The sequence below is a fragment of the Urinicoccus massiliensis genome (assembly GCF_900120405.1).
GTDB lineage: Bacteria > Bacillota > Clostridia > Tissierellales > Peptoniphilaceae > Urinicoccus > Urinicoccus massiliensis.
In genome coordinates this window covers 340,596-352,737 of record NZ_LT635492.1, presented here as the reverse complement: position 1 = coordinate 352,737, position 12,142 = coordinate 340,596, and the positions used below count along the sequence as shown (strand labels likewise).

At 40.4% G+C, this 12,142-nt stretch carries 11 protein-coding genes and 1 riboswitch; of the genes, 9 read left to right on the top strand and 2 right to left on the bottom strand.

Annotated features, from left to right (window positions below):
* Positions 1 to 7: 7 nt before the first annotated feature.
* Entirely contained in the window at positions 8 to 1,162 is a 1,155-nt protein-coding gene (locus BQ7400_RS02070) for an ISL3 family transposase (RefSeq protein ID WP_165478613.1), read from the bottom strand.
* Between the two features lie 165 nt (positions 1,163 to 1,327).
* Positions 1,328 to 4,759, bottom strand: a complete 3,432-nt coding sequence (locus tag BQ7400_RS02065) for a pyruvate carboxylase (protein WP_072469294.1) — start codon at positions 4,757 to 4,759, stop codon at positions 1,328 to 1,330.
* A gap of 199 nt (positions 4,760 to 4,958) precedes the next feature.
* On the opposite strand from BQ7400_RS02065, the gene cbiB reads away from it, so the two are divergent.
* The 9 genes from cbiB (at position 4,959) to cobM (ending at position 12,105) form a co-directional block, all read left to right on the top strand.
* Positions 4,959 to 5,900 carry an adenosylcobinamide-phosphate synthase CbiB gene (cbiB, locus tag BQ7400_RS02060; RefSeq protein ID WP_180371938.1) on the top strand — a complete coding sequence of 314 codons (942 nt, stop codon included), beginning with the start codon at positions 4,959 to 4,961 and terminating at the stop codon, positions 5,898 to 5,900.
* Positions 5,876 to 6,029, top strand: a riboswitch (cobalamin riboswitch). Its footprint overlaps the gene before it by 25 nt.
* Before the next feature lie 37 nt (positions 6,030 to 6,066).
* Positions 6,067 to 6,816 (top strand): sirohydrochlorin cobaltochelatase, encoded by a 750-nt coding sequence (locus BQ7400_RS02055; RefSeq protein WP_072469293.1) that lies wholly within the window; start codon positions 6,067 to 6,069, stop codon positions 6,814 to 6,816.
* Positions 6,817 to 6,818: 2 nt separating this feature from the next.
* On the top strand, positions 6,819 to 7,478 hold the full coding sequence (locus BQ7400_RS02050) for a precorrin-2 C(20)-methyltransferase (protein ID WP_072469292.1): 660 nt from the start codon (positions 6,819 to 6,821) through the stop codon (positions 7,476 to 7,478).
* On the top strand, positions 7,475 to 8,545 hold the full coding sequence (locus BQ7400_RS02045; protein WP_083553237.1) for a pyridoxal phosphate-dependent aminotransferase: 1,071 nt from the start codon (positions 7,475 to 7,477) through the stop codon (positions 8,543 to 8,545). The genes BQ7400_RS02050 and BQ7400_RS02045 overlap by 4 nt, the downstream gene beginning before the upstream one ends.
* The gene (locus tag BQ7400_RS02040) at positions 8,535 to 9,155 is read left to right on the top strand and encodes a precorrin-8X methylmutase (protein ID WP_034439780.1); all 621 of its coding nucleotides are present in this window, start codon (positions 8,535 to 8,537) and stop codon (positions 9,153 to 9,155) included. The genes BQ7400_RS02045 and BQ7400_RS02040 overlap by 11 nt, the downstream gene beginning before the upstream one ends.
* On the top strand, positions 9,152 to 10,222 hold the full coding sequence (gene cbiD, locus BQ7400_RS02035; RefSeq protein WP_072469291.1) for a cobalt-precorrin-5B (C(1))-methyltransferase CbiD: 1,071 nt from the start codon (positions 9,152 to 9,154) through the stop codon (positions 10,220 to 10,222). Before BQ7400_RS02040 ends, cbiD begins: the two co-directional genes overlap by 4 nt.
* Positions 10,219 to 10,818: a precorrin-6y C5,15-methyltransferase (decarboxylating) subunit CbiE gene (gene cbiE, locus BQ7400_RS02030; RefSeq protein ID WP_072469290.1), complete on the top strand. Its 600-nt coding sequence runs from the start codon at positions 10,219 to 10,221 to the stop codon at positions 10,816 to 10,818. The genes cbiD and cbiE overlap by 4 nt, the downstream gene beginning before the upstream one ends.
* A complete protein-coding gene (gene cbiT / locus BQ7400_RS02025; protein ID WP_072469289.1) occupies positions 10,802 to 11,350 on the top strand; it encodes a precorrin-6Y C5,15-methyltransferase (decarboxylating) subunit CbiT in 549 nt (182 codons plus the stop codon). The genes cbiE and cbiT overlap by 17 nt, the downstream gene beginning before the upstream one ends.
* Entirely contained in the window at positions 11,347 to 12,105 is a 759-nt protein-coding gene (cobM, locus tag BQ7400_RS02020) for a precorrin-4 C(11)-methyltransferase (RefSeq protein WP_072469288.1), read from the top strand. Before cbiT ends, cobM begins: the two co-directional genes overlap by 4 nt.
* Positions 12,106 to 12,142 lie beyond the last annotated feature (37 nt).

Genomic DNA, 12,142 nt, shown 5'->3' with positions numbered 1-12,142 from the left:
CCCTTTCTTATGCCCGAAAGACCATTAAAATACGACTCTTAAAGTTCTCAAAATTCCGATACCCATAGGAAACCCGTTTAATCACTTTGATTTTGTTGTTAAAGCCTTCTGTTTGTCCATTGGTGATGCCTGTGGAAAAGGCGTTTAGGATTTCTTCTTTCCAGTTTTCATAGGCCCGAATACTGGCTTTAAATTCCTTTAATCCACTTTCTTTAGCAACCCACAGCCACTTGTCTAAGGCCTGTCTTGCTTCTTCTTTGCTGGAGGCATCTAAGACGTCATAAAAGCGTTCTTTTAAAAGATAAGCTTCTTTGATTTCCTTGTCTTGCCAAAGCATTAGCTCCAATTTTTCTTTTTCTTCGGGGCTTAGCCGACTGCCTTTTTTCCGTAGGATGGACTTGGACCGTTTAAAGTAGAGGCGATACTTTGCATCCCTTGTCTTTTGTCGTGTCTTGCGGACATTCTCTAAGGCCCAAAAGACTTGTCTGGCAAAATGAAACTTATCCGCAATGAAGGTTGCCTGAGGGAAGAATTCCTTTAAGACGGCGTAGAAAAGATGACTCATATCCATAACCACATACTTCACCCTTCTTCGTTCTTCCTTGGGAAAAGAAGAAAAGTAGTCCATTAAAGCTTTTTTTCGTCGAGAGGGTAAAATATCCAGTACCTGGTGATGGATTGGATCCACTAAAATACATTGGTATTTATCCCCACCAGCATTTCCCTTAAACTCATCCATACTTAAGACCCGAGGAAGATTTGGCCGCCTCCTTGGAGCCAACTTTAGATAGCTTGTGAGACAAGAGGAAGATAAACCCAAGTCCTTGGCAATAGAAGATAAAGACCGGACCTGTTTTAATTGGTCTTGGATAAAGAAGTGGAGATCCTTAGTCCGTCTAGAATAAGGAGCTAAGAAATCCAAAGACTCATAAAAGCGCTTCTGACAATGAGGACAAACAAAGCGCTTCTTCCGAAGAAAAAGAAAGACCTTCCGTAAGCCAATAGGCGTGTGTTGGATCCTTTGCAGACGATAATCATGGATGCGAGAGGTCTTATGACCACAAACAGGACAAAGTCCCTCCTTGTATAAAGAATGGAGTTTTACATCAATGTGATCATCAAAAGAGACCACCTCGTCAATAGAGACACCTTTTAAATTCAATAGATTTGTGTTAGTATAGTTATGCACTTATCTCACCCTTTCATTTTGTTGTGGTAACTTTATTGTAAAGGAAAAAAGAGATAAGTGCATTTTTTATGGCAAAAAATAAATGTTGGAGTCTAGGGGGACCCCAACATTTATTATAGAACCTTTTTTTATGTCCTTTTAGGATTCTTTTAAGGTTAAAAGTAATTGAGAGCTTTCAACAAATTCTTTTTCTTCTACATAAATGCTATCTACAACTCCGTCTGCAGTAGATAGGATATTTGTTTCCATCTTCATAGCTTCAGCAATAAAGAGGATGTCACCAGTTTTTACTGGGTCTCCAACCTTTACGTTAATCTTTACAATTTGACCGGGAATGGAGGATCCAATTTCCATAGGATTATCTGGGTCAGCTAGTACTAGAGCCTTCTTATGAGAAGCAGCTTGTGGGATGGTGGAGTCTTCGATATTGATGGTTCGACGAGATCCGTTGATATCAAAGGTTAGATTACGGGTTCCATCTTCCAGAAGTTTACCAACTTCAACCAAGGTAACAATTAAGTTTTTCCCTTCATCAATGGAAATTTCAGCGGTTTCACCCTCCATGAGACCGTGGAAGAAGACATCTGAGCCAATCCGCCAAACCTCACCATGTTTCTTCAAATTTTTAAGGTAGTCTTCAAAAACTTTGGGGTAGAGGGCATAGGCCAGGGCATCTTTTTCTGTGGGTTCAATATCTAGAGATTTCAAGTGGTCATAAATGGCATCAAAATCTTCGTCTTCAAGTAAGTCACCAGGGCGGCAGGTAATCGCTTCTTCGTCTTTCAAGATAACTTTTTGTAGGTCTTTTGGGAAACCTCCATAGGGTTGGCCCATCATACCCTTAAAGTAGCTAATGGAAGAATCTGGGAAGTCGTAGTTTAATCCTTCTGTTAGGATGTTATCTGGAGTTAGGTTGTTTTGAACCATAAAGATGGATAGGTCTCCAACCATTTTGGAAGAAGGGGTTACCTTGATGATGTCGCCAACCATCTCATTGACCTTTTTGTACATTTCCTTAACTTCCTTAAACTTATGGCCTAAACCAAAACTTTCGACTTGAGGTTTTAAGTTGGAGTATTGGCCTCCGGGAATTTCATAGCGGTAGATTTCTGTAGTTCCAGATTTTAAATCAGATTCAAAATTTTGGTAAACTGGCCGTACGGCATCCCAATACCTGGAAATTTCATCGGCTTTTTCAAGGTCAATACCTGTTTCCCTTTCCGTATTTTCTAAGGCGGCGACAACAGAGTTCAGGGCAGGTTGGGAGGTGAGTCCACTCATGGAGTTTACAGCAGTATCCACAATATCTACCCCTGCTTGGGTGGCCATTAAGATGGTAGCCACACCATTTCCAGTTGTATCATGAGTGTGGAGATGGATAGGGATAGTAATTTCATCCTTAAGGGCAGAAATCAACTTCCGGGCAGCATAGGGCTTCAACAAGCCGGACATGTCTTTAATCCCCAGGATTTGAATACCGGTTTTTTCCAATTTTTTGGCCAGGTCCACATAGTATTTCAGAGAGTACTTATCTCTTTTTTCGTCTAAGATATCTCCAGTGTAGCACATGGTTCCTTCGGCAATTTTTCCATTGGATAGAACTTCATCAATGGATAATTCCATACCAGGAAGCCAGTTTAAGGCGTCAAAAATACGGAAGATATCAATGCCACTTTCTGCAGATTGACGTATAAAGCGCTTAACGACATTGTCAGGATAGTTTTTATAGCCTACAGTATTGTTTCCACGAATGAGCATTTGGGTAAGGAGGTTGGGCATAAGGGCTCTCAAACGCTCCAGTCGGTCCCAGGGGTCTTCTTGTAAGAAACGGTAGCAGACATCAAAGGTGGCTCCGCCCCACATTTCTACGGAAAATAGCTTTTGCATATTGTAGTTTAGGGCTTCAGCAATTTTAATTAGGTCTACTGTTCGAACCCGGGTAGCCATTAGGGACTGGTGGGCATCTCGCATGGTAGTATCTGTCAAGAGGAGACTTTTTTGGTCAAGAATCCAATTTTTTAAACCCTCGGGGCCCTTTTCCTCTAAGATTTGCTTGCTTCCTTTAAAGGGTATTTTATCAAAAGTTGGAATTTGAGGTACATCAAAATGTTTTTGGAGAGCATTGGGGTCGTTGACAACCTTGTCGCCGATAAAGTGCATTAGCCGCATTTCTTGGTCAGGCTTAGTAACAATTTCAAACAACTCTGGATGCTCTTCGATAAAGCTGGTATCGCAGGACCCTTCAGAAAATTCTTTAGTATTTAAAACATTGAGCAGGAAGCCAGTATTGGTTTTTACGCCACCAATTTGTAACTCCCTCAGAGAACGAACAGACTTGGCGATGGTATCCTTCCAGGTACGACCATGGGTAATAACCTTAACTAAAAGAGAGTCATAGTAGGGTGAGATAACAGCTCCTGCAAAGCCGTTTCCACCATCGAGTCGAACTCCGAAACCGGAGCTGGACCGGTAGAGGTTGATGTGACCTGTGTCGGGAGCAAAATTATTTAAGGGATCTTCTGTTGTCACCCGGCATTGGATGGCAAAGCCCTTGTGTTCAATGCTATCTTGTCCCTTGATGCCAATTTCAGGACTGTCTAGGGGATAGCCCATGGCAATTAGGATTTGAGCTTGAACGATATCAATATCCGTGCACATTTCTGTGACGGTATGTTCCACTTGAATTCTGGGATTCACTTCAATAAAGTAGTGGTTTAAGTCCTTGTCTACTAAAAACTCAACAGTCCCGGCATTGGAATATCCAATGGAATTTGCAATTTTTAGGGCATCAGCACAAATATCTTCGCGCACTTTTTCGGGAAGAGAGAAGGCTGGTGTAAATTCAACAACTTTTTGGTGGCGCCGTTGAATTGAGCAATCTCTTTCATAAAGGTGGACTACATTTCCATGTTCGTCTCCCAGGATTTGTACCTCAATGTGCTTGGGCTTTTCTAAATACTTTTCAATAAACATGGAGTCGTTGCCGAAAGCTTTTTTCGCTTCACTTCTTGCAGAGTGGAATTCATTCAGCAGGTCTTTTTCAGACCGGACAATACGCATACCTCGACCGCCTCCACCAGCAGCAGCCTTTACCATGACAGGATAGCCTGCCTTATCGGCAAATTCTTTGGCTTCAAGGTCAGAGTGGATTGGCTTTTCAATGCCGGGGATGGTAGGAACCTTTGCTTCTTGGGCGACAATTTTTGATGAAATTTTATCCCCTAGCTTTTCCATAACATTGGGGTGGGGCCCAATAAAGGTGATGTCGGCTTCTTGACATTTGCGAGCAAATTCAGGATTTTCAGATAAAAATCCATAGCCAGGATGGATGGCATCTACCCCCTTATTTTTTGCCAGGGCAATAATTTCATCAATATCCAAATAGGCATCCAGGGGTGTTTTATCCTTACCAATTAAGTAGGATTCATCCGCCTTGGTCCTAAAAAGAGACAGTTGGTCTTCTTCAGAATAAATTGCCACAGATCGAATTCCGAGTTCCCGGCAAGCTCTAAAAACACGAATAGCTATTTCACCACGGTTAGCCACTAAAATACGTTTAAATTTTTTCATGCAAACCTCCTATGTGAGACTTCATTATCTTAGGTCCAATTCTTCAATGAGAAATTTTAAAATCTTTTTGCCATTATATCCTAAAATCAAGATTTTGTATATCTTATGGTGGATTTGAAATTGATTTTTATTCATATATGATTGAAATATAGGCCATATTTTGATAAACTTAAAAGGTATAGTAAGGTAGGTGGAAAGAATGGTCTTAAGCTGTTTAATTTTTGCAATTTTATTGGACTGGATATTAGGAGATCCTTATTTTTTTCCCCATCCTGTCGTCTTAATGGGCAACATTATAAGCTTGGAAGAGAGACTTGTTTTTAAGCATTTTAAGACAAGTCAAGGACAGTATCTAGCTGGGACATTTATGGTTTTAATAAATTGTATCTTGGCTGTCTCTGTACCCGGCCTTATTTTATATTTTTTAAGGGGCTGGGCTTACTGGGTGTTTTTCACCTACAGTATCTACCAAGCCATTAGTGCTAGAATGTTGCACTATGAGGCTATTCAAGTAAAAAAAGCAACGGCAAGAAGCCTTGAGGAAGGTCGGAAGAGACTGTCTTATATTGTGGGAAGAGAAACAAGTCAATTGGATGAAAGTGAAGTCTACAAGGCAACCATTGAAACAGTTGCAGAAAATACATCCGATGGAATTATCGCTCCCTTATTTTATATTTTTCTTCTGGGACCCATTGGTGGCTACCTGTATAAAACCATCAATACCATGGATTCCATGATTGGTTACCATACAGAGAAATATGAATATTTAGGCAAGGTTGCAGCCCAAGTAGATGATGTGATGAATTATTTACCTGCCAGAATTACAGGATTACTAATGGGAATTATGGCCATTTTTTATGGCCGCTATCAGGAGACAATGGCCTCAATTAAAAAGTATAAGTATGCCCATCTGAGCCCCAATGCAGGCTATCCAGAGGCTGCTATTGCAGGCATTTTAGATGTCTCTTTAGGGGGTGGTCACTATTATTTTGGCCAATATATTGATAAGCCCATGATAGGTGATTCCAAGAAAGAAATCTCTCCTAGCGATATTGATCAAACAATTCGCGTAATGTATGGGACGGAAGTTTTGTTTATTGCAATTTATTGCATCCTTTTCATACTATCTATCAAGATGTAGGGAAATTGGTGAAAATCCAATACAGCCCCCGCTACTGTAAACATGTCGGCCATAAAGACCACTGAGAAATTGGGAAGGTTTGGCTTTAAAGGTGTGAGTCAGGAAACCTGTCTTGAGTTAACTTCGGAGGGAAGGAGTCCTAGGGACTGTAAAAGAGGAGGTTTTTGTGAAGAAGGGATTAATTTTAGCAAGCTTTGGCACTACCCATATAGACACTCGGGAAAAGGCCATTGAAAATATTGAAAAGTCGATTGCAGACCATTTTCCGGATGTAAACTGCCTAAGGTGTTTTACATCCAGGATTGTTGTAAAGCGGATTAAAGAAAATGAAGGGATTTCCATTTTCAACGAAAAGGAAGCAATTCAAGCTCTTTTAGATAGTGGAATTCAAGAGGAAGATATTTATATCCAACCCCTCCATATGATTCCAGGTGTTGAGTACGAGAAACTTGCAGCCCTAAAGATTGGCCACTTAGGTGAACCCTTATTATATGATGAGGAAAGTATAAGAAAAGTTTTAACTAGACTAAGTTTTCCGGATAAAGAGGAGGGGAACCTCGTCTTATTTGGCCACGGGTCTTACCATAAAAGTGATGACTTTTACCAAAAGGCCCAAGAAATTTTAGACTCTACAGGCCATGACAATGTCTATGTCGTAACAGTTGAAGGATCTGTGACCATCGAAGATATTCTAGATGAATTGGTCGCCAGCGGGAAAAAGGTTATTTTAAAACCCTTTATGATTGTGGCTGGAGACCATGCAAAAAATGATATGGCTTCAGATGATCCTGAGTCTTTAAAGTCCATTTTAGAAAGGGCTGGTCTTGAGACAGAAGTTGTCATGAAAGGTCTTGGGGAAGAGCCAGGAATTGTCGAAGAATTTATAGAGCGAGTCGAAGGACTATTGGGAGATTAAGTTTGAAAAAATTGTATGGAATTGGAACTGGACCAGGGGATTCGGAACTATTAACAGTAAAGGCTGTCCGCCTAATTGAATCAGCGGATGTAATTTTTGCCCCTAACAACAAGGGTCGGAACATGGCCTTGGATAGTGCCCAACCCTATATCAAGAAGCAAAAAGTTGTCCTCTTGGATTTCCCTATGGGGAAGACCACCCGACAGACTTATATAGAAGCTATGGACCAGATTGATGAAAATATAAAGGATGGACAAACAGGAGTCTTTTTAACGATTGGAGATTCTATGATTTATTCAACCTTTATGAATATGATTAATGCAGAAGTCCATGACCACATAGAGGTTGAATGCATTCCGGGTATTCCAGCATTTCTAGCTGGAGCCAACTCAATTTTAAAGAATGTCGTTGAAAAGGGGGAGAGGTTTTTACTAGTTGATGATGCAGAAAAGATGAACCTAACTGATGTGGATTCTGTAGCAATTTTAAAGACCTCAAAAAATTTAGAGGCAACTCTGGATAAGTTGGAAGCCCACCGATTTAAGTATTACTATATTAAATATGTAAGTTTTGACCAAGAGCTAGTCCTAACTAAACGTCAAGACATTTTAAAGGAAAAAACCTATATGAGTCTATTACTAGCGAGGAAGTCCAAAATATGACGATGAAACATGGTGGAGATACCTATACCTATTCTAAATTATATGAAAAAAATTTAATTGATTTTTCCAGCAATATCAACCCCCTAGGCTATCCAAAGGGCCTGGAATTTGAATGGATTAAGGACTTTAAACTGACCAATGTCTATCCGGACATTAAATACAGTCGGCTCAGAGAATCCATAGGAGACTATCTAGGTTGTGGGCCAGATGAAGTAATCGTAGGGAATGGGTCTATGGAGATTATTGATGCAGTGATTTGTAATTATTCCATAGTACAATTTTTTGTTCCTTCCTTTAGCGAATATGAAGAAAGGGCGAAAATTCGGAATAAAAGCATTATTTCTATAGCCACGGATGAATCCATGACCATTGATTTTGATATTTTAGAAGAAAGCTTAAAAGAAGAGAGTCTTCTTATAGTGGGAAATCCCAACAATCCTACAGGCCTACGCCTGGCCAAGGATAAACTTCTTAAGCTCTATCAAATAATCCGGGACAAGAAGGGCCTTTTGGTCTTGGATGAAGCCTTTTATGAATTTTGCCCGCAAGACTATGATTCCATTGAGCTTTTTAAGCCCTATGAATATGAAAATATTTTAATCATTCGAGCGGCTACAAAGTTTTTCGGCCTGCCGGGAATTCGCCTGGGCTATGCCTGTGGTAACAAAAAACGAGCAGAAGCCATTCGAGGGCAACTAAATCCTTGGTCCATTAATTGCTTTGCTGAAATTGCAGGAAACTATATTTTTAAAGATTTTGAATATATTGAAAAATCAAAAGAATATATCTCCAATGAGCGGGACTATTTACTCAAGGAATTAGGAGGCATCCAGGGGCTTTACGTCTATCCAAGCCATGCAAATTTTATATTGGTCAAGCTATTCGATAAAACAGAAAACCAGGCCTTGCAATATTTCTTGGCCCAGGGAATTTTAATAAGAACGTGTGATAGTTTTTCAGGCCTAGACGGGGCTCATATTCGAGTCGCCGTAAAAAGCCATGAAGAAAACAGTCAGTTAGTTCAAGTCTTTAAAGACTTTTTAAAGGAGGATGAAGATGTACATTAAGGAACCTATGAAAATCGAAGACAAAAGTATGGATATTATAGATTCAGTAATGGGAGATGTAGACTTTTCTGATGAAGAAATGCTAGTGGCAAAACGGATGATTCATACGACAGGAGATTTTGAGTATCGAAAGATCATTGTCTTTAAGGATAATTTCTTAGAAGAAGCCAAGGCTTCTATTGAAAAGGGCGTTAAAATCTTTACAGATACAAAAATGGCCTATCAAGGAATCAACAAGCCTGCATTGAAAAAAAGTTCTTGTGAATTGGTCTACTATATTGACGATGAAGATGTAAGAGAGGCAGCCAAGGCCAAGGGAACCACAAGGTCAGCTTGTGCCTTAGAAAAGGCTGTAGAAAATGGTGTTAAGGGCTTTGTTATCGGCAATGCACCCACAGCCCTCTTCCGCTTGTTAGAACTTATTAAAGAAGGCAAGGTAGATCCTGATTTTGTTGTAGGAGTTCCTGTGGGCTTTGTAGGTGCGGCTGAGTCCAAGGAAGCCTTAAGAGAGGTAGAAGTGCCTAGTGTTTCAACTGTTGGAACAAAGGGTGGCTCCAATGTTGCGGCATCTATTATTAATGCACTTCTGTATATGGTTTACCCACGATGAAATTAGATGAATATATTATTCAAGATGGACAAAAATTACGTCTCGGATATACGACAGGCAGCTGTGCAGTTGGTGCAACAACAGCTGCTTGTCTTATGTTAAAATCTGGTCAAGAAGTTGAGCAGGTCAATATTCTTACTCCTGCAGGGATAGAACTCCAGCTGGATGTATGTGATATTACCAGGGGAAAGGACTGGGTTAAGTGCTGTATTGTCAAAGATGCCGGAGATGATCCGGATGCCACAGATGGCCTGTCCATTTATGCAGAAGTTTATAAAAGGCAAGATGGCCGTATTGTTTTGGATGCAAAAGAAGGAGTAGGCAGGATTCAACGCAAGGGACTCTTTGGAGAGATTGGAGATCCAGCCATTAATCCCGTACCCAAAAAACTTTTGTTGGAAAGTCTGGAAAAATATTCTGAAACCGGTCTAACCTGCTATATTTCCATTCCTGGTGGCCAAGAAGTTGCTAAAAGAACCTTTAATCGGTACATTGGTATTGAAGGTGGTCTTTCTGTTTTAGGAACGAAGGGAATTGTCTACCCCATGAGTGCCGAAGCCCTATTAAAGAGCATTTATATGGAGATGGACATGGTGGCAGCAGAATCCACCAAGGAAATTCTCTTAACCCCAGGAAATTATGGCAAAGAAGCTGTGAAAAAATCAGGTCTAGATCTTCCAGTTGTAGAAGTGTCAAACTATGTTGGTCAGGCCCTAAAGTATGCTTATTCTTTAGGCTTTAGAAAATTTCACCTAATTGGCCATATTGGTAAATTTTGTAAGTTGGCAGTAGGAATATTCCAAACCCATTCATCTACGGCAGACACCCGTATGGAGGCCTTTGTCTACTATTTAGCCTTGATGGGTGTGGAAAAAAGCTTCCTAGAAAGAATCAATAATTTATTGACAGCTGAAAAAGCCCTAGATCTTTGTATTGAAGAGGGGTATGAAGAAATTATAAAAAACATGGAAGAAGGTTGTAACCAAAGAATTATCAAGTACCTTCGAGATGACTCTGTTGAGGTTTCGACCCATATCTATTCTATGAACCACGGGGTGAAGTTATGATTGTTGTGGCAGGTGTCGGACCAGGGAATCCAAAGCTTTTAACAGTTCAAGTTAAAGAAGCTATTGAATCCTTTCAACATGTTATTGCCTTTGGCAGAGTGAGTCAATCTTTGGCGTCCATTCGACCAGATATTATTGAGGTGACTCGAGTTAGTGATTTAAAGGATGAGATTGAAGGCAAGGACCAGGTTTTGGTCTTGGCTAGTGGAGACCCCCTATTTTATGGGGTGACCAAGTACTTGATGTCCATTGGAATCCCGGTGAAAGAAGTTTATCCAGGGATTTCCAGTCTACAATATTTTGCTTGTCGCTTGAAAAAACCCTGGAATGATTATAGGTTGATTTCTCTTCACGGGAGAGATTTTAATTTTCATGAGTTTAAGAAAAATCCCTTAGCCATTAGTCTTTTAGACAAGGACCATAGCCCGGGTTGGCTTTCCAAAGAGTTGAAAAACCAGGGCTTTTCAGGAAAACTAATTGTTGGCTATCGGTTGAGTTATGATGATGAAATGATTGAAGAAATAGAAATAGGACAAGAGGCATCAGATGTGGATGCCCTTGCAGTGGCGGTGATAGAAATTGAAATGGTTAAATGATGAAGATTTTATCCGGGCAAAAGTCCCAATGACAAAAAAGGCCATCCGGGTCTTGTCTGTATCCTACCTGGACCTAGAAGAAGGACTATCCTTATTGGATATAGGCAGCGGAACGGGAAGTATTTCAGTTCAAGCGGCTCTTTTAGGTGCTAAGGTAACGTCTATCGAGCGTAAAGAGGAAGGGGTTCAGCTACTAAGGGAAAATGCCAAGCGGCATGGAGTAGACCTTAAGCCAATCCATGGACTAGCTCCGGGAGACCTTCCGGACCAAGAGTTCGACCGAGTTTTTATCGGAGGAAGTGCCGGAAATTTAGCAGAGATTTTTGCCTACTTGGATAAACACCTAAAAAAGGGTGGAATTTTAGTGGGAAACTATATCACCCTAAAAAATACTTGGAAAATGTATGAACTTTTAAAAGAACATAACTACCAAGATATTGATGTTGAACTGGTACAAACTGCAAAACTGGATCATTTAGGATTGATGAAGGGTGAAAATCCTATTTATATCATGAAGGGAGTTAAAGAATGATAACTTTTGTTGGAGCCGGTCCTGGGGATCCGGATTTAATTACGATTAAGGGGCGCAAGGCCCTTGAGAAAGCAGATATTATTATTTATGCTGGATCCTTGGTTAGTCCGGAACATTTAGCTCATGCCAAAGAGGGCTGTGGAATCTATAATTCTGCAAAAATGCACTTAGATGAAGTTCTGGATGTTATGGTGGAAGGACACCGGGCAGGCAAGGAAATTGTCCGCCTCCATACAGGTGATCCATCAATTTACGGAGCCATTCAAGAGCAAATGGATCCCTTGGAAAAGTTGGGAATAGAATTTGAAGTTATTCCTGGAGTAAGCTCCTTTGTGGCAGCGGCTGCAGCCATTAAAAAGGAATTTACCCTACCAAATGTATCACAAACAGTTATCTTAACCAGGGTTAAGGGGCGGACTGGAGTTCCTGAATCGGAAAATCTTGAATCCTTGGCTGCCCATGGAGCCAGTATGGCCTTATTTTTAAGTGTAGGTCACATTGAAAAAGTTATTGAATCCCTAATTAAGGGATATGGTCGAGATGATGTGCCAGTGGCAGTGGTTTACCGGGCCACTTGGAAGGACGAAAAGAAAATTTTCGGAACTTTAAAGGATATTTGCCAAAAAGTTCAAGATGAAAATATCATCAAGCAAGCCCAAATTTTAGTGGGAGACTTTATAGATACGGACTATGAATTGTCCAAACTATATGACAAGTATTTTACAACGGAATACCGCGAAGGGATAAAGCGTTGAAGGTCTTATGCTATTCAAAAAAAGCTTATGATCTAGC